Annotated in this window: 24 protein-coding genes; 16 read left to right on the forward strand and 8 right to left on the reverse strand. The window is 48.0% G+C overall.

The window, feature by feature from the left end; all coding sequences use genetic code 11:
- Window positions 1-8: 8 nt before the first annotated feature.
- Window positions 9-356, reverse strand: coding sequence for a hypothetical protein (locus EJV45_RS16030; protein WP_129717202.1), 348 nt, complete (start codon window positions 354-356; stop codon window positions 9-11).
- Window positions 357-684: 328 nt separating this feature from the next.
- On the opposite strand from EJV45_RS16030, the gene EJV45_RS16035 reads away from it, so the two are divergent.
- From EJV45_RS16035 to EJV45_RS16045, 3 genes are all read left to right on the forward strand, one after another.
- Window positions 685-1,110 (forward strand): SRPBCC family protein, encoded by a 426-nt coding sequence (locus tag EJV45_RS16035; RefSeq protein WP_129717204.1) that lies wholly within the window; start codon window positions 685-687, stop codon window positions 1,108-1,110.
- A 188-nt stretch (window positions 1,111-1,298) separates the two neighbouring features.
- A complete protein-coding gene (locus EJV45_RS16040; RefSeq protein ID WP_129717206.1) occupies window positions 1,299-1,796 on the forward strand; it encodes a DinB family protein in 498 nt (165 codons plus the stop codon).
- A gap of 1 nt (window position 1,797) precedes the next feature.
- Window positions 1,798-2,571: an SDR family NAD(P)-dependent oxidoreductase gene (locus tag EJV45_RS16045; protein ID WP_129717207.1), complete on the forward strand. Its 774-nt coding sequence runs from the start codon at window positions 1,798-1,800 to the stop codon at window positions 2,569-2,571.
- 58 nt (window positions 2,572-2,629) lie between these two features.
- On the opposite strand, the gene EJV45_RS19520 is transcribed toward EJV45_RS16045, so the two are convergent.
- Window positions 2,630-2,806: a hypothetical protein gene (locus EJV45_RS19520; protein WP_165305076.1), complete on the reverse strand. Its 177-nt coding sequence runs from the start codon at window positions 2,804-2,806 to the stop codon at window positions 2,630-2,632.
- 203 nt (window positions 2,807-3,009) lie between these two features.
- Between EJV45_RS19520 and EJV45_RS16050 the strand changes: the two genes are divergently transcribed.
- The 4 genes from EJV45_RS16050 (at window position 3,010) to EJV45_RS16065 (ending at window position 8,679) form a co-directional block, all read left to right on the forward strand.
- Window positions 3,010-4,926: a 7TM diverse intracellular signaling domain-containing protein gene (locus EJV45_RS16050; RefSeq protein ID WP_129717209.1), complete on the forward strand. Its 1,917-nt coding sequence runs from the start codon at window positions 3,010-3,012 to the stop codon at window positions 4,924-4,926.
- Window positions 4,927-5,188: 262 nt separating this feature from the next.
- Window positions 5,189-6,259 (forward strand): alginate lyase family protein, encoded by a 1,071-nt coding sequence (locus EJV45_RS16055; RefSeq protein ID WP_165305077.1) that lies wholly within the window; start codon window positions 5,189-5,191, stop codon window positions 6,257-6,259.
- Window positions 6,260-6,294: 35 nt separating this feature from the next.
- Window positions 6,295-7,506, forward strand: coding sequence for an alginate lyase family protein (locus tag EJV45_RS16060; protein ID WP_129717213.1), 1,212 nt, complete (start codon window positions 6,295-6,297; stop codon window positions 7,504-7,506).
- 18 nt (window positions 7,507-7,524) lie between these two features.
- Complete coding sequence (locus EJV45_RS16065) at window positions 7,525-8,679, forward strand: glycoside hydrolase family 88 protein (RefSeq protein ID WP_129717215.1); 1,155 nt, start codon at window positions 7,525-7,527, stop codon at window positions 8,677-8,679.
- 45 nt (window positions 8,680-8,724) lie between these two features.
- On the opposite strand, the gene EJV45_RS16070 is transcribed toward EJV45_RS16065, so the two are convergent.
- Window positions 8,725-9,339 (reverse strand): porin family protein, encoded by a 615-nt coding sequence (locus EJV45_RS16070; protein WP_129717217.1) that lies wholly within the window; start codon window positions 9,337-9,339, stop codon window positions 8,725-8,727.
- A gap of 14 nt (window positions 9,340-9,353) precedes the next feature.
- On the opposite strand from EJV45_RS16070, the gene EJV45_RS19580 reads away from it, so the two are divergent.
- Together EJV45_RS19580 and EJV45_RS16080 are read left to right on the forward strand one after the other, a co-directional pair.
- A complete protein-coding gene (locus EJV45_RS19580) occupies window positions 9,354-9,746 on the forward strand; it encodes a hypothetical protein (protein WP_129717219.1) in 393 nt (130 codons plus the stop codon).
- 14 nt (window positions 9,747-9,760) lie between these two features.
- Window positions 9,761-11,494, forward strand: a complete 1,734-nt coding sequence (locus EJV45_RS16080; RefSeq protein WP_129717221.1) for a glycoside hydrolase family 3 protein — start codon at window positions 9,761-9,763, stop codon at window positions 11,492-11,494.
- Here the strand turns inward: EJV45_RS16080 and EJV45_RS16085 are convergent, their stop codons facing one another.
- Window positions 11,495-11,983 (reverse strand): thioredoxin family protein, encoded by a 489-nt coding sequence (locus EJV45_RS16085; RefSeq protein WP_129717223.1) that lies wholly within the window; start codon window positions 11,981-11,983, stop codon window positions 11,495-11,497.
- Between the two features lie 127 nt (window positions 11,984-12,110).
- Here EJV45_RS16085 and EJV45_RS16090 point away from each other — a divergent pair, with 127 nt between their 5' ends.
- Together EJV45_RS16090 and EJV45_RS16095 are read left to right on the forward strand one after the other, a co-directional pair.
- A complete protein-coding gene (locus EJV45_RS16090) occupies window positions 12,111-12,770 on the forward strand; it encodes a TatD family hydrolase (RefSeq protein WP_129717225.1) in 660 nt (219 codons plus the stop codon).
- A 6-nt stretch (window positions 12,771-12,776) separates the two neighbouring features.
- Window positions 12,777-13,574 carry a ThiF family adenylyltransferase gene (locus EJV45_RS16095; protein WP_129717227.1) on the forward strand — a complete coding sequence of 266 codons (798 nt, stop codon included), beginning with the start codon at window positions 12,777-12,779 and terminating at the stop codon, window positions 13,572-13,574.
- Here the strand turns inward: EJV45_RS16095 and EJV45_RS16100 are convergent.
- On the reverse strand, window positions 13,571-13,816 hold the full coding sequence (locus EJV45_RS16100; protein WP_129717230.1) for a helix-turn-helix domain-containing protein: 246 nt from the start codon (window positions 13,814-13,816) through the stop codon (window positions 13,571-13,573). The genes EJV45_RS16095 and EJV45_RS16100 overlap by 4 nt on opposite strands.
- 109 nt (window positions 13,817-13,925) lie before the next feature.
- Complete coding sequence (locus EJV45_RS16105; protein WP_165305078.1) at window positions 13,926-14,150, reverse strand: helix-turn-helix domain-containing protein; 225 nt, start codon at window positions 14,148-14,150, stop codon at window positions 13,926-13,928.
- 325 nt (window positions 14,151-14,475) lie between these two features.
- On the opposite strand from EJV45_RS16105, the gene EJV45_RS19525 reads away from it, so the two are divergent.
- The 5 genes from EJV45_RS19525 to EJV45_RS16125 all read left to right on the forward strand — a co-directional run bounded on the left by EJV45_RS19525 (window position 14,476) and on the right by EJV45_RS16125 (window position 22,260).
- Window positions 14,476-14,640 carry a hypothetical protein gene (locus EJV45_RS19525; RefSeq protein ID WP_165305079.1) on the forward strand — a complete coding sequence of 55 codons (165 nt, stop codon included), beginning with the start codon at window positions 14,476-14,478 and terminating at the stop codon, window positions 14,638-14,640.
- A gap of 286 nt (window positions 14,641-14,926) precedes the next feature.
- Window positions 14,927-16,279 (forward strand): TlpA disulfide reductase family protein, encoded by a 1,353-nt coding sequence (locus EJV45_RS16110; RefSeq protein ID WP_165305080.1) that lies wholly within the window; start codon window positions 14,927-14,929, stop codon window positions 16,277-16,279.
- An 82-nt stretch (window positions 16,280-16,361) separates the two neighbouring features.
- Window positions 16,362-17,762 (forward strand): TlpA disulfide reductase family protein, encoded by a 1,401-nt coding sequence (locus EJV45_RS16115; RefSeq protein WP_129717236.1) that lies wholly within the window; start codon window positions 16,362-16,364, stop codon window positions 17,760-17,762.
- Window positions 17,759-20,878 (forward strand): SusC/RagA family TonB-linked outer membrane protein, encoded by a 3,120-nt coding sequence (locus EJV45_RS16120; RefSeq protein ID WP_129717238.1) that lies wholly within the window; start codon window positions 17,759-17,761, stop codon window positions 20,876-20,878. The genes EJV45_RS16115 and EJV45_RS16120 overlap by 4 nt, the downstream gene beginning before the upstream one ends.
- An 11-nt stretch (window positions 20,879-20,889) precedes the next feature.
- Window positions 20,890-22,260, forward strand: a complete 1,371-nt coding sequence (locus EJV45_RS16125) for a RagB/SusD family nutrient uptake outer membrane protein (protein ID WP_129717240.1) — start codon at window positions 20,890-20,892, stop codon at window positions 22,258-22,260.
- 38 nt (window positions 22,261-22,298) lie between these two features.
- Here EJV45_RS16125 and EJV45_RS16130 read toward each other — a convergent pair whose 3' ends face one another.
- Window positions 22,299-22,580: a hypothetical protein gene (locus tag EJV45_RS16130; protein ID WP_129717242.1), complete on the reverse strand. Its 282-nt coding sequence runs from the start codon at window positions 22,578-22,580 to the stop codon at window positions 22,299-22,301.
- Window positions 22,581-22,705: 125 nt separating this feature from the next.
- Entirely contained in the window at window positions 22,706-22,987 is a 282-nt protein-coding gene (locus EJV45_RS16135) for a hypothetical protein (RefSeq protein ID WP_129717244.1), read from the reverse strand.
- Window positions 22,988-22,999 lie beyond the last annotated feature (12 nt).

The raw sequence follows: 22,999 nt of genomic DNA on the forward strand, positions 1-22,999 counted from the left end.
CAGCCTTTTCAATGCCAGTTATGTCCGCAATGCCGGCACTGCCTGGCGGCCGGGGTTCTGGCCAGCTTATGGCATTTCTCGCATACGTTCAGGACCACCCGGTCCGGATGTTCAGTCAAGATCCGTTCTGCCACCTTTAAAATAAAAGCATTGTTTCCAAGCTTTACCAGATCCAGTGCGCCCTCATCAACGGTTATCCAGCCAATCCTCTTATATAAGCGTGTCAGGGGCTGGAGGTTTGACGAGTGATTACCAATTTTTATCTGCGAGGCGAAATGCCTTTTAGCCAGCTGCTCTTCGAGTGTTAATAAATGAGAATAATGCGCTAAAACGTAGCTTGCGGTTTCCTGCTCCATGGGCACGATGTTTATATAGCTGATAACGTTGGTTTAAAGCCGCTTCTTTCTTTTACATCCAAAAATTCTGAATCATGATGTGCCGTCTGCCTGTTTGAAGCTTGAAGGGATCTGGCCACGCAGATCAAAAATACGTAAAAGCATGTCTATAAATACAGCGATCATACACAAATTATGAGGCCCATGGCCATTTTCCGCCGGCGGATGAAGATGTCGTTAATATGCCTTTTAAAGTCGGTTTCAGCCCCTGCACAGGTAATCCTGCCGCATTACCTTTGTCTTGTTGCCGTCAGGCAAAAAGAAAATACACACCTAAGATTTGAACATCATGACTACTAACAACGTAACCCACATTACCATTAGCGCAACGATCAATGCACCTGCAGAGAAAGTCTGGACGGCATGGACAGAACCTGCGCATATTACAAAATGGAACACGGCATCAGACGACTGGCATTCGCCGCGCGCTGAAAACGACCTGCGTCCGGGCGGAACTTTTGTTACCCGCATGGAGGCAAAAGACGGCAGCATGGGCTTCGACTTCGGCGGAAAGTATGATGCTGTTGAAGCGCATCAGCTGATCAGTTATGCAATGGCTGACGGTCGGCGGGTGAAAATCGTTTTTCAGGCCGAAGGCAATCAGACATCGGTTACCGAGACGTTTGATGCTGAACAGGAAAACAGCATAGACATGCAGCAGGCCGGATGGCAGGCTATTCTGGACAACTTCAAGAGATATACCGAGAACCTCTGATTGTCTCGGCCGTCCGACACACTGCATGCGCCATAGATGACGTTTCGCCGTTCATTGTTGGCGCTATTACCCCGCAAAAACGTCTCTTTTGCCCCCTCGCGGAAGGGGACACCTGTGCTAGTTTTGATCCATAGCCTGATCATGACGGATTACACCACTTAGGGCCAGGCATTACCCAATAAAAACCTATGGAAACAAAAGCAACCTGTTCGCGGCTAAACGGCCTGATCGATTTGTATGACATGCAAACGGATTTTTTTACCCGGGCACTGATCAATGTGTCAGATGAAGACGCACATAAGAGACTGGACACCAAAGCAAATCATATTGCATGGCTGGCTGGCAGTCTGGTACAGCAGCGCTATGACCTGGCAGGTATGTTTGGTGTAGCGTCGCAGTCTTCGGCTCACGAACTTTTCAAAAACAACCAGGGAATCAGAGATGGCGCAATCTATCCATCGCTCACTGTTTTCAAAGATGATTGGGCAGGCATCAGCCAGAAACTTAGAGAGGCGCTGCTTGGTGTAGATGAGCAAAAGCTTGAAAGCACGTTCGAAATGATGCCCAATTTTTCGATGACACACTATGACTTGCTGACCTTTAGTATTTACCGTGAAGCAAACTGCATTGGCCAGATTGCCTTATGGCGGCGTTTGCTTGGCTATGAAGCCTTAAAATACGATTGATATGCTGTTAAAGAACAAAACAGCTGTTATTTACGGCGCATGCGGATCGGTTGCAGGTGCCGTGGCAAAAAACTTCGCCCGGGAAGGTGCTGCTTTATTTCTATCGGGTAAACATCAGCACAGACTTGAGCAGCTTGCAGCAGCAATAACCAACGCAGGTGGCCAGGTACAAACCGCCGTAGTCGATGCAGCAGATCCCCTCCAGGTTTCTGATCATCTTGATCATGTTGTCCGCACAGCAGGCAAGGTCGACATTTCTTTCAATCTCATCGGCTGGCATGATGTACAGGATATTCCGCTTACAGACATGCAGCCTGACGATTTTTTAAGACCCATCACTACAGCGATGCAAAGCGGGTTTTTAACCGCCACGGCAGCAGCGCGGCAAATGAAATTGCAAAGATCGGGTGTAATCTTATTTCTTACAGCAACACCCGCAGGTAAAGCCTATGCTGGTGTGGGTGGTTTCGGACCAGCCTGCAGTGCCGTCGAAGCCTTTTCCAGGAATCTTGCAGCCGAACTCGGTCCGGAGGGTGTTCGCGTCATTACCCTTCGCTCAGCCGGCTCGCCCGACTCAGCTGTATTTCAGAACGCTATAGCTCAGGGCGGCCCTGAAATTGACGAGGCCATTGGCCGTATTGTCGGCGATACAATGCTAAAGCGTATGCCCCTTTTAGATGAAATTGCAAATGCCGCAGCTTTTTCGGCCTCAGATCGCGCCTCGGCCATAACGGGTTCCACGCTCAACCTGACCTGCGGAACAACCAGAGATTAAATGTCAGCCCCTCACAAAAAAAGCCCGGGTCTTCCGGGCTTTTGTGTTAAATGAGTACTTACTTGTGCTCTCTTTTTCTTTCATTGTCTCTGTTAGACGTCTGATCGGACCGCTGACCACCGCCATTGGTGATCCCGGTCATCTTCCGGTCTTGTTTCGGATTATGGTACGTTCGGTCTGAAGTACTGTTTCCCTGTTGGTTCCCCGCATGTTTCGGAGCAGCTTGATTTTTCATAACGCTTCAATTTAGTGTTAATGATTGTCTGTATATATAACCCTGCCGGCAGGTTGTTGTTTTCATTTTTGTCAAATGCACCAATCTATTATATGATGCCGGTAATAGCCCGCGGTTATTAGTTTTTGCGAAATCTGGAAAAGCTGCCCCAGCATTCATTCTGGTTTAGTAAATTTGATACAATCGATATAAACTGTTTTTGAATGATAGCCAGACCGGAGAAGCGGCAACGCCTGAGGCTGCTGTATTTATTGCTGCTGCTTTGTTTTCAGATTCCACTTTCAGCCCAGACTCCGGTAAAGGTTATAGATAAACGGCCGCAGCATATCTTTTCATATGGCGAGATCTGGTCTCTCGAAGACCCAGAGGGAAAATTGTCGATAGGCGACGTCTCAGCAGCATCTTTTAGCACGAAATTCAGACCCAGCACGGCCTATACGCCCAAGGCACACAATATCGGTTCATGGTATTGGTATAAATTCAAGATCCGCCACAACGCAAATACCGGCAAAAACTGGATACTCGAATTCTTTGACCAGACTATAGACGACCTTCAGCTCTTCGTGTTGGATGGGAGAACCATTCGCAAATCGCATCATCTTGGCGATTCTTACCGCTTTGATAACCGCAGCTACCGGCATAAAAACTTCACGCTTGATCTCCAGAATGAACGAACCGAAGAGCTGACCTATTATGTCCGGATAAAATCTTCACAGTCTGCGAGCGTGATCATCGTATTGCGCAATGTAAAGTGGTTTGTTCAGTATGCGCTTGATGAATACCTGATCTTCGGGCTTTTTTACGGCATGGTAATCGTCTTCAGCCTGTATAACCTGATGATGTTTATAGCTGTGCGGCAGCGGCAGTATTTGTATTATGTGCTGTATAACCTGAGCATCGGCTTTTATGAAATGACCATAGATGGAATCGCCTTTCAGTATCTGTGGCCCGCCAGCCCGGCTATGAACCAGTATTCATACGGCTTTGCGCTTTACCTGACCAGTGTGTTCGCACTTTTGTTTACCCAGAACTTCCTCTACCTGCGTGCAAAAGCGCCTCGTTTTCATAAGGTGCTGACAGGAATTATCATCTTACGCAGTTGTTATTTTATCGCCAGCCTTTTTTTTCCGGTGCTGTTCAATGCAAAGTTCGTGGAGATTGTTCCTCTTGTGGCCGCATTTTCAGCTGGTGTTTACGTACTGCAGCAGGGTTACAATCCGGCGCGATTTTTTGTTGCCGGCTATAGTTTCCTTCTGGCCGGTTTTATCATTAAGATTCTCATCTTGCTTAATGTGAGCTGGCTGCCCTATGGGCCACTCACGCATTATAGTTTAAGTTTTTGCTTCGTTGCAGAAATGATCCTGGTATCTTTTGCTATAGGCGATAACATCCGCCACCTGCGCAAGAAGAAAGACCGGGCGCAAAAACGGGTTATAGAGCAGTTGCAGCTTAATGAGAAACTAACCAACACGCTAAATAAGGAACTCAGTTCGCTTGTAGAGCAACGAACCGGTGAAATTGTTGCGCAGGCAGAGATCATAAAAAGCCAGAACGCCACGCTGTCTGACATGAACAGCCGACTGGTCGAGCAGGCCGAAGAAATTTCAAGAATGAATGTGCTTCTTGAAAAAGACAACCAGGAGCTTCAGATCAACATTGAAAAGGTGTCACGCGCCAGGGTCATGTCTCAGGATGTAGGGTTTGAAGAGTTTAGCAAGATCTATCCCGACCGCGAAACCTGTTTCAAATACCTGGCAGATCTGAAGTGGGAAAAAGGCTACGAGTGCCGCAGATGTGGCAATACACATTATCTTTCCGGACAGCTTCCGCACAGCCGGAGATGCTCAAAATGCCGGTATGAAGAATCAGTTATCGCCCATACCATTTTCCAGAATAGTCGCATTCCAATTAACAAAGCCTTTTATATGCTGTTTCTGGTTTACACCACCAAAGGAAAAATCTCTTCGCATAAACTTTCAGAAATTTTATCGATAAGGCAAAGCACGTGTTGGTCTTATGGAAGTAAAATGAAAAAACTGATGGAATCAAAAAGGCGCTTATTAAAAAATGCCGGCGACAAGGGCTGGAGCAAGCTTGTTTTTGAAGATATTTCAGAATAGCCTGTGCGAGCTGCCTGCTGCCTGCCAAGGCGTATCAGCATCTGCTGAATAAAGCCGCTTATAAGTTGATTATGAACTAAATAGCCAGGCGGGTAAAGCGTATCAAAGCAGTTGTAAATGTCTGCTAAACAGGCGTTTAATTGAAATTTTTCTGGTATTTCTTTGCGGGCATATGTACATTCGCTCATCCGGTCAGACCAGCAGGTTATCGGTCAGACCTTTCTAAAGAAGATTTATTATGCGACATAAGCTGTTTTTGACCATGCTTTTTACACTACTCGTGATGCAAAGTGAGGCGCAATTCATTTCTTTTTCGGAAGCGGAGATGGCGAGGCTCAAAAAACGGGTCAAGGCAGATGAACATGCATCAAGGCTTTACCAGACCTGGAAGGCGGTTGCAGATAAGGCGCTGGATGCTGAACCAGGGCCCATAGCCAGGATAACATCGCAAGGATTGCTGATGGGAAACCCGGCGAAAACGGCAAGCCTGAATGCGGTTGCAGATGCCCCGAAAATGTACGCACTTGCACTGGCTTACCGGCTGGACCGGAAACCAGAATACCTTTCCAAGGCGGCCCAATTTTTAAACGCCTGGGCACAAACAAACAAAGCCACAGGTAATCCCATAGATGAAACAAAACTGGAAGAAGTTTTCCTGGCTTTTGACCTGTTAAAAGAAAAACTGCCGCGCGACACGCGCGACCGCGTAGTTACCTGGTTTGAAAATATTGCAGCAGCAGAACTGGATTCAGAATCTGCGAAAGCCGGCAGGTCTACCGCAAAAAACAACTGGAACTCGCACCGGATCAAAATAATGGTTCAAACAACTCTTGCAACGGGTACAAGGAAGTTTGTTGCAGCCATTGACAAGGAGATACAAAATCAGATTGCTGTTAATCTTCGTGCTGACGGTTCAACATTTGATTTTCATGAACGGGACGCGCTGCACTATCATATTTATTCGCTCGAACCGCTGCTGAAAGCACTGATTGCCTGGAAGCGTGCAGGAAACAAAAATTATTTTTTGTACGAAACATCAGGCGGAGCCTCTGTTAAAAAGTCGGTCGATTTTCTGCTTCCATTCGCGTCAGGAACACAGAAACATATCGAATTTGCAAACAGCACTGTCGGCTTTGACAAGGCGCGCGCCGGGAATGGCGAAAAAGGGTATCAACCGGCAGCATTTGTTCCGGCGCGTTCGGTTCCGGTACTGGCAGAGGCTGTTTATTTTGATCCTGCTTATTCCCGGGCGATTGCGGCCATTCCGGGCATTGGTTCCCAATTTCTGAACTGGGAGCTATTGAGCGCCGAAATAAAATCTTCAAGGCGATGAAGGTTCAGCAGTTCGTCTTATTTACATTTAGGTTTATGACCCAGAGATCAAGAGTCTGTTGCGCTGCAGCGGGCTTTATCACGCTAGTTCTTTTTGCTGTTCCAGCCGCTAACGCACAGTTAGCAGGCTTTGCCAGCGAAGCAACAAAGCTCCTGAAGAAAAGTATTCTTAAAGACGCCGAGCAAGCTTTAAAACTGGAGCCCATTACTGTAACAGCCAGCCCGGCAGAACGAAGTGGGGGCAGCATACACGATTTTTATTCTGAAGGTGATTATTGGTGGCCGGACACTGAAAACCCAGGCGGACCATATGTTCAGCGGGACGGAATGACCAATCCGGCCAACTTTACCGCCCACAGACGAGCCATGATCAGGTTTAGCCAGATCATAGGCACGCTGGCGTCCGCCTATTGCCTGACTGGCAGGGAGATCTATGCCCGGCATGCCTTGCGGCATCTGAGGGCCTGGTTCACAGATCCGGAAACGTTGATGAACCCATCCCTGCAGTTTGCTCAGGCTATCGAAGGCCGCTTTACCGGCCGGGGTATCGGGATTATTGATACCATCCATTTAATGGAAGTAGCCAGGGGCATTGAAATATTTGCCGGGTCTTCATTATTTACTAATGAACTCAACGCGTTAACGGGCTGGTTCAGGCGTTACCTGCAGTGGTTAACAACACATCCTTACGGCGAGGAAGAAAAGAACGCCAAAAATAACCATGGCACCTGCTGGGTAATGCAAGTGGCCTGTTTTGCCCGCCTTACCAAAAACGAAGCGGTGCTGCAGATGTGCCGTGATCGTTTTACCACCGTTTTGATGCCCGGGCAAATGGCCACTGACGGAAGTTTTCCCCTTGAACTTAAACGTACCAAGCCCTATGGCTACTCACTCTTTAACCTCGACGCCATGGTTATGTGCGGTTTATTACTGTCAGACCAATCGCATGATCTATGGCGTTTTAAACTGCTGGACGGCCGGAACCTGGAGCGGGCAGTTAAATTTATCTACCCATATATTAAGGATAAAAACAGCTGGCCGTACGCAAAAGACGTGATGTATTGGAACGACTGGCCTGTTGCCCAGCCGGCGCTGATCTTTGCCGCCATACGCTTTCAGAATGCCAGGTGGTTCAGTACCTGGAAATCGCTGGAACACCATCCGCAGCATGAAGAAGTGATTCGCAATCTACCCGTTCGCCATCCGATACTTTGGTTTGACCTTATACCACGATCAGATTCCAACTAAAAGCTAAATAGACTATACATGAAGAAAACATTTTCCATCCTGTTGATGACCGTTGCCATAACAGCGCATGCGCAAAAGGCAACGATAAAAAAGCAGTTTAAAAACCTGGAACCACAGGTAAGCCTGTTATTGAAAGAGGCCCCTGCAGCAGCACAAAACGGCAGGAATTTTCCCCGAACGCTCGAAAACGGAAAGCTAAAGAACGTGGTTTCGCGCGACTGGACAAGCGGATTTTTCCCGGGCATACTTTGGCTGATGTACGAGGGCAGTGGTGACAAAAAGTGGCTGGCCCCGGCAAAAGAATACACCGAAATGATGCGGAAAGAGCAATTTAATAAAGGAACACATGATCTCGGTTTCATGATGTTCTGCAGTTTTGGAAATGGCTACCGCCTTACCGGCGATACGGCATACAGAAATGTGCTTGTGCAAGCTGCCCGTTCGCTGGTTAGCAGGTTCAACCAGACAACAGGCGTAATCCGCTCCTGGGATCATCATCAGGATCTTTGGAAATTTCCTGTTATTATAGATAACATGATGAACCTGGAGCTGCTGTTTGAAGCTACTAAGTATACTGGCGATTCATCATTTTACAAGATAGCTGTGCGCCATGCTGATGTGACGCTCAAAAATCACTTCAGGGCAGACAACAGCTCATATCATGTGATAGACTACGATCCGGAAACGGGACAGGTAAGAAAAAAGATGACCCACCAGGGTTATGCAGATGAGTCGGCCTGGGCCCGCGGTCAGGCCTGGGGGTTATACGGGTATACACTCTGTTACCGGTACACAAAAGATAAAAAGTACCTGGAGCAGGCTGAAAAAATAGCTGCTTATATTCTCAACCACCCCAGAAAAACCACCGACCTTGTTCCCTATTGGGATTATGACGCGCCCGGTGATGATCAACCCCGTGATGCCTCAGCCGCTTCGGTAACCAGTTCGGCACTTTTTGAATTGGCGGAATTAAGTGGCAAAAGTGCTTATCGCGCACAGGCAAAGCTGATTCTTGAAAACCTGGGTAAATTCTACAGGTCGGCGGCAGGAAGCAATTCAGGGTTTATTCTTGCACACAGTACCGGGCATTTGCCGGCTAAAAGCGAGATCGATGTACCGCTGATCTATGCAGATTACTATTACCTGGAAGCCCTGCTCCGCAGCCGCAGATAAACAAAAAAGCCCGCTGCCTGGCAGCGGGCCCTTTTCGGCAGCTGTTTAGAATTTTACACCGATACCAACCTGAAATACCTGGTTGCGGAATTCGGGTGTGCGGGAGGTGCCGTCTTCGTTATTTTTTTGAAAATCGAGCGCGTAGCGGCCATGGATATCAAATTGCTGATTGATGTCGTAGCGGAAACCAATTACACCGCCTACCAGACTTTTGCGAAAGCGGTCTGAGTCTTCGTCAATCTGCCGCTCAATACTACCCAGGCTGTTTTCGTACTTATTGTTTGTAGAAAGCAGGAAGGACACCTGCGGACCGGCGATGAGGTTCAGTCCGCCTGCAAGATTGATCCTTGCAAGTAAAGGTGCATCAATAAAGTGTGTTGTCTGGGTGAATGTACCAAATGGTGCGTCGGCTTTATAACCCTTGGTCGAATACAGCAGCTCTGGTGAAAAGGCCAGCCGGTCTACGATCGGGATATCAAGCGTTACACCGCCGTTAAACCCTACCAGGTAATCCGTATTAAAGTTGTTGTTCCCATCATCCTTAATGATGTTTGAAATATTCAGGCCTGCTTTCAGTCCGAGTCTGATCTTGCTGTCGTTTTGCGCGCTGGCTGAAACCGTTATGAACAGTGCTGCAGCCAGAAAAAATAATTTTTTCATGTGGTTTTTAAAGTATGTTACAGCGCTTATGTAATAAACATGCCAAACCGGAAAAGAGTGTTTGCATACTTCATCTGGTTGTCTTGCGAAAAATTCAGATGCCCAAATCCGGTCAGATCGAAGTATTTTCCTTATGCTTGTGTATCAAATTTAATACAAAAAGCAAAGCATCGTTGGATATCAAAGCCTTGGACTACCTTCGTGTCAGTGATTTTTCAACTGTTCCTTTTACCGTTTCTGATCGCTGCGGTGTTATGTACAACAATGGTATACCTGTTGTTACGAAAACGCGGACTGTCCCGCCTTACGTTCTGGCTATCGGTCATTTCGTTGGGGCTGGGTCTGGGGTTTATCCTGTTTGTGGGGTTTTACCTCATTTTCAGCAAACGGTATTTCGGGCAATTTAGCTAACAAAACAAAAATGACTTTTCGGAAATCTGCTTTTCTTCTTGCCTTCGGCGCGCTCGCTTCTTTAAACGCTTCCGCACAACAGCCCGGCTTTGCTGCTTTGCTTGACGCCCCGCCGCGCTGGGTCGATTCTGTTTTTAATAAAATGAACAGGCATGACCGCATTGCGCAGCTTTTCTTCGTCAGGGCGCATACAAACCTGAGCAGAGCATACCAGGATTCGGTAGGCAGAGTCATTAAAGATGAGCATTTGGGTGGGGTGGTTTTTTTTCAGGGCGGACCTGTCAGGCAGGCTGCGCTGACCAATAAATATCAATCTGTCAGCAAATACCCGCTGCTGGTTACTTCAGATGGTGAATGGGGTTTGGGCATGCGGTTAGACAGCACGATGTCTTATCCGTACCAGATGGCACTGGGTGCTATCCAGGATAAAAGTCTATTGCATCAAATGGGTCTTGAAGTGGCCAAAGACTTCAGGCGTATTGGCATGCACATGAACCTTGCGCCGGTTGTCGATGTGAACAACAATGCCAAAAACCCCGTAATCAACTACCGCTCATTTGGCGAAAATAAATATAATGTGGCTCAGAAAGCCGCAGAATATGTTCGCGGAATGCAGGACGGCGGACTGATTACCAGTATTAAACATTTTCCCGGTCACGGCGATACCGATGTGGATTCGCATTATGACCTGCCGCAGCTAAAATTCAGTAAGGAACGCCTGGATACACTTGAAATGTATCCTTTTCGCGAGCTGATTAATCAGGGCGTATCTGGTGTCATGGTTGCCCATATGAATATCCCATCGCTCGATAATACCCCAAACCTGCCTTCTACGTTATCTAAACCGATTATTACCGATATCCTGAAAAAAGGGATGAACTTTAAAGGTATTGTAATCTCTGATGCGATGGATATGAAGGGCGTAGTGAAGTATTTCAAGGATGGTGAAGCGGAAGTGCTCGGTATCATAGCTGGTAACGATATCCTGGAATTATCTGAAAATAGCGAAGTGGCCGTAAAGATGGTTCGCCGTGCAGTAAGAAAAGGCCGTATTTCTATGGACCAGATTGACAGCAGTGTTAAGAAAATTCTTACTGCAAAATACTTTGCAGGGTTACACCAGCCAGACACTGTTAACCTTACAAATATTGCGGCAGACCTGAACCGCAGCGAAAGCATAGCGCTGCGCCAGAAACTTGCCGATGCATCGATGACCATGCTGCGCGGCCAGGAGTTTGTCAAGAGCCTTTCGCCCATGCGCAGAACGGTTCTGATCAGCATTGGCATGCCCGAAGTTTGCGCTTTCCAGAAGGAGCTTGGCGCTTATTACAAAAATTCGGTCCATTATGTACTCAGCAATACCGCCAATGCAAACGCCATAGCCAAAATTCTCAGGGAAACGAATGGTTTTGAACAGATGATTGTCGGCATTCATGACAGCCGCACGCGTCCGGGTAACAATATGCCGCTTAGCGCTGATGTAAAAAACTTTATAAAAGAAATGGCCGGGCGCAAAGCAGCATTTGCATTTTTTGCAAATCCATATAATCTTGCTGCCATCCCCGGTTTAGAAAACAGTGCTGCACTGCTTGTTGCTTACCAGAAAGAAGAATGGATGCAAAAGGCAGCAGCTTCTGTATTTAAAAATGAGCTGATCGCTACGGGAAGGCTTCCAATAACGGTGAACGGATTTTTTAAGTTCGGCGACCGCGATGAACAAACGACCGCCGGACGGGCCGATTAATTATTTCGACGGTTTTGCGGGTGGATTGACAGCTTCGAAGGTCCAACCTTTCAAAAAGTCCATCACCTTTTTCACGCTGTGTCCTTTACCTTCTTCAAGATAGGCGGAGTTCTGAATATGCAGCACCTTGCCCTTTCCATCAACGATGAGGAAGACGGGGTAGCCGAATCGGCCGGGGTGCCCCAATGATGCCAGGAGTGCTTCGTTTTTATTCTCCGGGCTGAAGTTAATCAGGACTTTTTCGTAGTTGCTGGTCAGGTAGCCCTTCAATTCAGGAGTAGCCTCTACCAGGTTGTGAAATGCAATACACCAGCTGCACCAGTTGCCGCCAACCTGCACAAACACATGTTTTTTTGCTTTGGCTGCTCTGGCTACCGCGGCCTGGAGTTCGGCTTTGGCATTGGCCTGCGGATTGTAGATCTTTGGTTTGTCCTGTGCAAAAACTGTTGAGCTTAAAAGGAGCAGGCAAACAAGTGCGATTTTTTTCATGATCATCAATTTATCAGTTTGTAGACCAGGCAAAGGTACGGCAAAATGCGTAACATCCATCGCCCCGGGCCCGGTGCCAGGCGGGCGTAGCTGCGGCTGCGCCGGATAAGTTGTACCTTTAACAGCAATGACTAAATTCCTTGATCTTCATACCCATGAACCTTACCCGGCTCGTAACGCATACAGGATTATCAACCTTGATCTTGGAAAAACACCTGCACACCAGCCAGAGGGCCAGTTTTCGTGCGGAATACACCCATGGTATGCAGATCAGGCTTCGCCGGACCGCTTTAAGCATCTGGAACAACTGGCCGCGTTGCCGCAGGCAAAAATGATTGGCGAATGCGGCCTGGATAAGCTGCGCGGCCCGTCCCTGGCCGTTCAGATTGCCGTACTGGAAAAGCAGGTTCGTCTTGCCGAAGAGCTGCGCAAGCCGCTGCTGTTGCATTGCGTTCGTGCGTTTTCTGAACTGATTGAGATAAAAAATCGACTTAAGATCAGTGTACCGGCTATTATCCATGGCTTTAATAAAAAAACCGAACTGGCGGCACAACTTGAAGCACACGGTTTTCTGCTTTCTGTGGGTGCGGCGGTCTGCCGCAGCGGTTCTGGTGCTGCCCGGTATGCGGCAACGGCGACCGGTCCCTTTTTCCTGGAAACGGATGATGCCGGACAGGAGATCGCGGCAGTATACAAAGCTGTTGCTGATCTGAGAAAAATCAGCGTTGAAGCGCTTAAAGATCTTATTTTTGCACACTGGAAAAAGTATAGTCTAATTGACGTTTAAATAAACATGTCTGATTTAAGCTGGCTGTCGCGATCAGCCTTACTGGTGGGCAACGAAGGTATAACCACCCTGCAACAAAAACACGTATTGGTGGTAGGTCTGGGTGGTGTTGGCTCTTTTGCCGCTGAATTCATTTGTCGCTCTGGCGTAGGCGAGATGACCATTGTAGATGGCGATGTGGTAGACCCCTCTAACCGGAACCGGCAATTGCCCGCCCTGGCAACCAACCATGGCGAGTCAAAAGCTGCCATTATGCGCGAGCGGCTGCTTGCCATCAATCCTGAACTTAAGCTGCACGTTGTAAATGATTTCCTGACGCCCCAGAAATGCCGGGAAATTCTGGCGGTCCGTTTTGATTACGTAATGGATTGTATCGATTCAATTACGCCAAAGGTAACCCTGTTGTCTACCGCGCTGCAGCAGCAAATCCCGATCGTAAGCTCAATGGGTGCCGGCGGCAAGCTGGATCCTACCAAACTGCGTGTTACCTGGCTTACCGAAACCTGGCAGTGCGTGTTTGCGCACTATGTGCGAAAACGGCTAAAAAGACTCGGGGATGCCTCGCGCATTAAAGCGGTTTTTTCTACCGAAGAGGTGATGAAAGACTCGCTGATCATGACAGATGGCAATAACTTTAAACGTTCGGCTTATGGTACGATCTCTTACCTGCCTGCGGCATTCGGCGGGGCCTGCGCCTCGGTCGTAATCAGGGACCTGCTTGGCTATCCGGTTGCGCTTGAGCAACGGCCTGAGCGGATACGGAAAAAGAAAACCCCGGTTAAAAAGAAGGAATGGCAGGATTAAACGGATAACAGATCAGGCAAACTGATCTCAAAAGCAACTGCAATTTTCCGTAAAGTTGAAAGCCTTGGGTCAACACGACCCTTTTCGATATTAATGAGCTGATGATGTTCGATGTCGGCTATGAGTGCAAACTTGCGCAAGCTGAGCTCGCGGTCCTTGCGCAGAACGGTAATGCGCTTGCCCAGAGCCACCTTGAACAATTCTTCATCACCATCTTTCATAAGTGAAAGATGCAACCCCATAAAAAATTTTTTGGTACATTTTGTTGTACCAGTGATAAAAATTTCTTTTCTTTGAAATAGAGTTACGAATGAAATTTATGAAACATACTTTCTGACACGGAAAGTCTGTTTAGAAGTCGAACAGCTGGGCGGGGGTAACACCGAGCACACGGGCATATGTGGCAACATGGCTGATGCTTGTGTTTAGCTGGCCAAGTTCAGTACGCGCAATGTGGCTTTGTGATACGTTACAAAGCAATGAGAGCTTTTCCTGAGAGAGTTTCTTCTCTTCACGAACCGCTTTTAGCTTTTTGCCGAAGGCTTCAATGAACGGCTGATCTTTCAAATACTGCACGCAGCAAATGAAAGGTTATAATGAAAAAATATTAATAGCAAATTTGGTATTAACTAAAATTTTATTTACTTTCGGTTAACTATCGCAAAAGATTAAAATATAGTAATTTGCGCTGTCTTCGAAAATATCGAAGCACGCGCACTTCGATTCTCGTCCTTGGAACCTAGGAAATTTCGATTGGAAACGGGAGGATAAGTGTAAGTGCTCACGTCTGAGGCGTGGGCCTGCTTATTCGTTTCCGGGCACTTCCTAGGGCCTCAAGGACGGTAAGTGGGTTCCACGCCTTTTACATTGGTTCCCGCCAACACAGACGAACGGCACGGTCATGAGACAAAATACAATCACAATCGGTTTATACAGGCCCCATCCCATCCTGCTCAGCTGTCAGCAGCCGGCAGGATGGGGGCAGGCCAACATCCTGCTGCATGTATTGGCTTATGCCGTTTTACATATGATCCTGATCAGCCTGGTTATCTGCGGACCGGAATAGGTCTGGTACTGCTATCCCATCAACCGTCCCGGTGTTAAACAGCATCTGCGGAGCTAAATATAAAGACAGAATAATTATAAAATGGCGCATCTGCGCTGTAGGGAATTGTTATGTCCGCTGCGCGCGTGCAACATATAGGTCTTTTTTACAACCGGGGTTGTAGGGCAGGTCCTGGTAACCGCCGGCCATGCGGCTGGCGGTGCCATTCCTGAATTCGACAGGCTGGCCCCGCAGTATATCAACCGCGCGATCGTAAAATACTAACCAGATAATTATGCTTAAAACAATGAAACCAGTTGTTATGGGATTTCTATGCCCTTTCTTTAGCCTCCGTTACTGTCTTATGTGCCTGGCTATCCTGCTGACCATGCGTGTTGCAGCGCAGGTGCCACCAGCTCAGCCAGCCCGGGCTGAAACCGTCAAAACTTTTAAAAAAGGGGATGTTGTTCCGGATCTTTCCTTTCCGGGAATCGGTCCGGAAGGGCGCGACATCAAACTGTCTGCTTTGAAAGGCAAGCTCGTAATCCTCGATTTCTGGGCCACCTGGTGTGGAGCTTGCCTTGCCAAGATACCGGCGATGGAAAAACTGCAGCAGCAGTACGGTGACAGACTGGCCATTATCATGGTTACCGATCAGAGTAAAGATATGACAGAGAGTTTTCTGAAAAAACTGAGAAATGGCAGGCTACCCGGCCTGCTCCGGGTGGCTAATGATAAAGTTTTGAACAGTGTGTTCAAACACCGCGAACTGCCGCACTATGTCGTCATTGATCCTGCCGGCAGGTACCTCGTAGAGACGGGTTCGGATGACATTAGTCAGGCAGGTATTGAAGCCATGCTTGCCGGCAAAGTGGCAGATGTAAAAGTAAAAAAGGATGTCACTGCTTACTGGAACGGGCAGTTGCGGTTGTTTGATGAAGGAAATGGCGGATCGGTGCCGGCCGGAGGTTCCAGGATGGTGTTTTCGGGGTACATACCAGGGCTGGGCGGACACTACAGCGTAAGCCGCATGAAAGATACTACCGTTTCGCGGCTTACCATGACCAACCTGGCTATACCACGGCTGTTCGGTTTTGCGCATGGCGCCAGGAAAGTAAACTTTGACCGCCGCCGCATCATTTTTTTATGTAAAGATACCTCGCGGCTCAATGCGTCCAATCCGACAGATGAATGGTATCGCGACAATATGTACTGTTATGAGCTGGTTGTTCCGAAGGCGATGGAAGCGCAGAAGTTTGACATTGCCGTGCGCGATCTTGACCGGCTGTTCCCCTGGCTACATGTAAGCCGGGAATTAAGGGACCAAAAATGCCTGGTCCTGGTGCGTACGTCCGGTGTAGACAAAATAAAAAGTAAAGGCGGCAAGTCTGAAGTCAAGGCAGATCTTTTTGCATATGATCTGACCAACGCTCCCATCAAACGTTTTGTAAACGAAATGGACCTGAAATATCTCCAGGGCGGGGCACAGGCCGTTCTTGACGAGACAAACTACAGCGGGCCTGTAGACCTTAGTCTGCGTGCAAAACTTACAGACCTTGAAGCCGTGAACAAAGAGCTTTCGCGCTATGACCTGAAGTTTGAGTTACGCGACAAACAGATCGACATGCTTGTGTTTCGCGACCGTGAACCCAACAAATAAAAACTGCCCTATAGAAGCGGCATTGCAGGCCTTACAATTTTCAACGTGCGGCAGCTAACAAATTTTCACTAACCAAATAAACATGAATAAACTAATGAAAACCATTGTACTGTGGAGTATACTTCCGCTGCGGGGCATTTTATGTTGCTTGCTGCTGTATGCGCTGTTACTGGCCGGCGTTTCCGGTTGGGCACAGACCACAGCCGGGCCCCCTAAAGCAGCTCCACAGACCAAAGCGCATAAGAAATTTTTTAAAGGAGATGCTGTACCAGATCTTGAGTTTCGCGGAATAGGACCAAAAGGCCGAACACTAAGACTGTCCGATCTGAAAGGTAAACTGGTGATCCTCGATTTTTGGGGTACCTGGTGCGGAGCCTGTCTTTCCAGGATTCCGGAAATGGAAAAGCTGCAGCGGCAATACGGCAACAGACTTGCCATTATCATGATAACCGGGCAGGAAAAAAAATTGGCAGAAAGTTTTCTGGCAAAATTGGGAAATGGTAAGCTGCCCGGCCTGCTGCGCGTATCGGGAGATACGGTTTGGGCCAATGTGTTCAAACACCGCACAATTCCGCATTACGTAGTAATCGATCAGGCGGGGAGATATCTTATTGAAACCGGTGTTGAACCTATAACTCCTGCAAGCATAGATGCAATGCTTGCCGGTCATGTTACACAAATAACGCAAAAAAGAGATACGACTACACAATGGGACCGCAAACTTCTGCTTTTTGATCAGGGAAACGGCGGACCGGTGCCTAAGGGTAGTTACGGAATGGTTTTTTCGAAGTATGTTCCAGGCTTAAGCGGTCGCTATATCGTACGGATGTTGCCCGATAGTAGCGTCTCCCGCCTTACCATGACCAATCTTTCCATTCCCCGGCTGTTTGGTTATGCTCATTCTGCTAGAAAGGTCAATTTCGATTACCGCAGAATGCTTTTTCTCTGCAAAGACATAACGCGTTTGCATGTCGATAACCCGTCTGAAGAATGGATCGGGAACAACATGTACTGCTATGAACTCATTGTTCCGAAATCTATGGAAGCTCAGAAATTCGAAATAGCGGTAAATGATCTGAATCGCTTTTTTCCTGAGATAGCAGTTACGCGCGAATTGATGTGGAGAAAATGCCTGGTGCTGGTGCGCACATCAGACAAAGACAAGATCAGAACGAAAGGTGGAACGCCGGATGTGAAGGCAGATCTTTTTGCTTACGACCTTACCAATCATTCAATCATGAGGTTCATTAGCGAGATGGATATCAAGTTCCTCCAGGGCCAGGCCTATTCAATTATTGATGGTACAAATTATACGGCGCCTGTAGACCTTAGCCTGCGTGCTAATCTTTCAGATCTGAACGAAGTGAATAAAGCACTCGCACTTTACGATCTGAAGTTCGAGCAGCGTGAACAGGAGATCGAGATGCTCGTATTCAGAGACCGTGAACCTTCAACCACCAACACTAAAACGCTCAAACCATGAAGACAATTTTACTTTTTTTGATTATGCTGCCTGGCTTCCTGCTGGCGCAGACGAGGAAACTTCGTGTAATGGACAGCCTGACCAATCTGCCCGTTTCAGGCGCGCTTGTCAAATTACAGGGGCAGACACTGCAAACAGATTCGGCCGGCACAGTATTGCTTGGCAATTTGTCTGGAGAGATGGCTATAAGCCATATTACGTATCGCCCGTTTAACGGCAGGGTCTTAAGAAATGAGTCGCCCGTTATTGCCCTTGTCCCCGTGAGTCATACGCTTCAGGATGTACCGGTTTATACCGGTTACCAGGAAACGCAGCGTGGGCGGGTAACGGGATCAGTTGTTTCAATAGATAAGGAACTTCTCAACCGGCGCGTATCACCAGATCTGATCAGTCGCCTCGAAGATGTCACTTCAGGGTTGGCGATCAACCGGAGCAGTTCAAGCAGTCCGTTCAACATACGCGGGCAAAGTACGCTTTTTGGAAACGCACGGCCGCTGATCATTATTGACAATTTTCCTTATGACGGTAACCTGAATAACATCAACCCGAATGATGTGGAGACCGTGACCGTCTTGCGCGATGCCGCTGCAGCTTCTATCTGGGGCGCCCGCGCCGGCAATGGAGTGATTGTAATCACAACCAAAAAGGGCAGGTCTGACGGGCGGGTGAATATCAGCCTTAACACAAATGTGATGACCGGCGATAAGCCTGATCTTTTTTACAGGCCAAAAATGACGGTCTCTGACTATATTGACACGGAGAAACTGCTGTTTTCTCGCGGTTTCTATCGAAGCGCTGAAACGTCTGCTGATAAAGTTGCCATATCGCCGGTTGTAGAGCTTCTCATCGCTGCGCGCGATGGAAAAATGTCAGCCGCTGAGGCCACAAATGCAATTGATGCACTAAAAAGTTTTGATTTACGTGCCGAGCAGGATCGCTGGTTAAACAGGCGCGCTTTCAACACCCAAACATTACTAAGCCTGAGCGGATCACAAGGTAAGCAGCGTTATTATCTATCAGGCGGCTTTGACCGCGGACTATCAAATTCAAGAGGAAATGAGAACGATCGTTATACGTTTACCGGAAATCATAGTTACAGTTTCCTGAAAGACAAAATGCAGTTTGAAACTGGTGTGTTTTATACGAAGACAGAAACCGGTTCAGCCGGTGTAAATCTTACAACCGCCCAGCCCTATAGCCGCCTGGCCGATGACCAGGGGAACCCGCTCGCGGTTACCGCTGCGCTGCGCAGGTCATTTGAAGAAACTGCACGAAGCCGGGGGCTTGCCGACTGGCGGTTTATTCCTCTTGAGGAACTGGAACAGGCTACTTCCGTGCGAAAATCGACTGATTACCGGATCAATCTCGGTCTTAGCTATACCATATTGACCGGTCTGAAAGCAGAGGTTCGTTACAACTATGGTCAGACATTTGATGAACTGCGGGATTTGAAAACAAGCAGCAGTTATTTTGCCAGAAACCTGGTCAATATGTACAGTACCATTAACGCCGATGGCAGCATTACGAGGGGTATCCCTCAAGGGGGTATACAGGATATAACCAGGGGCAGAGTAAGCAATGAAAATGTACGCGGGCAGCTCAATTATAACCGAACTTTCAATCCAGACCACACACTCGGCCTGCTTGCCGGTGCTGAGAAAAAAGCGCTGAACAATGTCAGCAACACAAACCGCCTGTATGGTTATAATGATGAACTGGCTTTGGGAAGTTTTGTTAATTATACAGGAACTTACAGGTCGTTTGCCAATCCCTCCAGGTCACTCAGTATTCCTTATGTTGATAATGAAGTCAGAACGACAGACCGGTATTTGTCTTATTATAGCCTTGGCAATTACAGCTACAAAAATAGATACTTCGTGTCTGCCAGCGCACGATTGGACCAGAGCAACCTGGTTGGCGTCAGAACAAACCAGCGCGGTGTGCCGCTATATAGCATTGGTGCCAGCTGGTTACTAAGCGGTGAGAGATTTTATGCGTTTAAAGCATTACCACACCTGCAGCTTCGGGCAAGTTATGGTTACAATGGCAACATTAGTAAACTTTATTCCGGGCTGATTACCGTGAATCCCAGCAATGGAGCGGATTCGCCGACAAAATTACCATTTGCCAGCATAAGCAATCCCCCAAACCCGGATCTTCGCTGGGAGCGTGTACGGGTAATCAATGCAGGTCTGGAATTTGCCACGGCCGGCAGGCGAATAAGTGGAAATGTTGAGGTGTATTTTAAGAAAAATACTGATTTGCTTGGCCTGGCTACGTTCCCGCCATCCACAGGTATCCAGTTTTTTAAGGGAAACACCGGCACATCTCAAAACTATGGTATTGATGTAAACCTGAGCTCAATCAATCTTAAAGGGGCGGTTCAATGGAATACAACATTGTTGTACAGCCTGAGCAAGGATAAAGTTTTGGATTATATGCCCTCTGCCAACCTGGCTACAGGGAGTAGCTCTCCACAGGCAGGTTATCCGCTATACGCCATTGCCGCCTATGCGTGGGCGGGGCTGGACGGACAAACCGGCGACCCGTTGGGCTACCTAAACGGGCAGGTCAGCCGGAACTACAATCAGATTATTAACAGTACGACTACCGAAATGGCGGTTTATTTTGGATCGGCGATGCCAACCATGTTTGGTGCCCTGCGAAATGATTTTCGATATCGAAATCTTTCATTGTCTGTAAATATCAGCTACCGCCTGGGCTACTATTATTACCGGGAGTCTGTAGCCTATGGCAATAACATGGGTTTGGGAACCCACGGCGATTTCGCTGCCCGCTGGCAGAAACCCGGCGATGAAGCGTTCACCCAAATTCCCTCAGCGCCGCTAGCCAATGTTTCTGGTCGTGACGACTTTTACCGGTACTCAACGGCATTAGTCGAGAAAGGTGACCACATCAGGCTGCAGGATATACAACTCAGTTATCAGCTGCGAAAGGCCACCGCGGCCTGGCTACCCGTCTCCGGACTGCGGATGTACGCCTATCTGAACAACATTGGGGTGCTGTGGGCGGAAAACAGGCAGGGCGTTGACCCTGACTTCCGTACGGGACCGCCGCCAAGAACATTGGCTTTTGGTATACAGGCAGAATTTTAAACAAACAGAACATGAAAACAAAATACATTTTTAAGGCATTTGCGCTCATGTCTGTGCTTTGCCTTAGCACAGCCTGCGACAAGGGCTTCCTGGATGCAAAACCTAAGCAGGAGCACCTTGTGCCCCGGACCATCGCGGACTTTCAGCGAATTATGGATAACTTCCGAATCTTTGTTTTAAACAGCGCATCCGGTTTGATGCAAATATCAACCGACGACTTTGTCATTTCAGACGAAGGGCTGCTCGAGCTGCAAGCTGAGGAAATAGATGCTTACCGCTGGGAGCGGGACATGAGTTCCATAAACTGGGACTGGTCCCGAAGTTACGGGCTTATTTTTCACTGCAATATCGTATTAGAAGGCCTGGAGGCGATGCCGGATGAGGACAAACAAAAACCGGAGTACAGGGCCCTGCGCGGATCAGCACTTTTTGTACGCAGTAATGCCTTTTTCGATCTCTCTCATAGTTATAGCAAACCGTTCGACCAAACTACGGCACAGACAGATCCCGGTATTCCACTTAAGGTCAGTGCCGATATTTCTGAACGAAAGGGGCGGGGAAGTGTGCAGGAGTGTTATGCACGAATTATAAGCGACCTAAAGGAGGCTTTTGAGCTGCTGCCTGTAACAACAGCCTACAAAACCCGCCCAACAAAAGCAGCAGCGCAGGCGCTGCTGGCACGTGTCTATCTCTCTATGGCCGACTTCCCTAATGCGCTACAGGCTGCGCATGCAGCTTTGCAGGACAGAAATGAGTTGCTGGATTACAAGTCAATTGCAGACAATTCAGTACGTTCGTTTCCCGTGCCATTGCCAAATAACAATCCGGAGATTCTTTTTTATTCCGAAATGCCCAACTATTGGTTCTTCTTATCTGGTTTGACCGGCGTAAACCCGGACCTGTATGCATTATACGGACCATCAGACAGGCGAAAAAAAGTGTTTTTTACCAATCAGGGTGGAATTTTAAACTTTAAAGGAAGCTACAGCGGTGCACCGCAGCTCTTCGCCGGCCTGGCAACTGATGAACTATACCTAACCCGTGCGGAGTGCCTTGCAAGAGCAGGCCGGACCATTGAAGCGCTGGCCGACCTTAATACCTTGCTTCGCAAAAGACATGACGCCGGCTTCATTGATTTAAAGATAACGGATCCGGCTGAGCTTCTGAGAACAATATTGCTGGAACGCAGAAAGGAATTGGTGGGTCGCGGAGTTCGTTGGTTTGATCTCAGGCGGCTTAATAAGGAACCAGCGTTGGCACAAACACTTAAACGTACGGTAAACGGTGTAGAGCGTAACCTCACTCCGAATGACGGCCGCTATGTTTTCCTCATACCGCCAATCGAGATCTCCCTGAACCCTATGCCACAAAACGAGCGTTAAAAAAAAAGGCCGGACGAAGTGATTCGTCCGGCCTTTGGCTATTGAAGCTTGCCGACTTCCATATCCTCGGCTTCAGGATTGGCGCTGATCAGGTTGCTGTTGCTTTCAGGTGTTGATTCGAACTCTGCAGAACAAATCCTTTGAGGATCAGTTGCACAGGATTTGCCAACGGGCGCTTCGTCATGCCACTGTGCTCCCGTGCCGTCGTCATAAAAATAATAACGGGTTGCTGTGCCGGTAAATGCGCTTTGTGTAAATATCAGGGCGATTGCAGCGGCAATACCCAGAATGCCGCCAAGCGATTTTTTAAAATTTTTCATTGTCAGGGATGCTTTATTGCGTTTGAAAAAGCAACAAAAAGTTAGGGGTTGTTATTCTAATAAGTTAGCCTCAAAGCCGAACAAATTGCCCTGCGGCCAACGATATTCGTGTTTATGGAAGAAGACTATTGTAACCTTCCCAGTTCAGTTTCCTCAGCATCAGGATTATTGACGATGAGGTTGTTTGTAGTGGTTGGTGCGCTGTCAAACTCCGCCGAACATATGCGTTGGTTATCGGTTACGCAGGTCTTGTTGGTGGGTGCTTGTGTTTGCCACTTTGCTCCGGTTCCATCATCATAGAAATAGTAACGATCTGCAGCGCCGGTAAACGCACTTTGGGTACATACCAGGGCAAATGCAGCAGCAATGCCAAGCAGGCTGCCTTTTATTTTTTTAGCATTTTTCATAATCAGGCTGCT

Origin of the sequence: Pedobacter sp. SYP-B3415 (assembly GCF_004138205.1) — a bacterium.
In the GTDB taxonomy this organism is placed as follows: domain Bacteria; phylum Bacteroidota; class Bacteroidia; order Sphingobacteriales; family Sphingobacteriaceae; genus Pedobacter.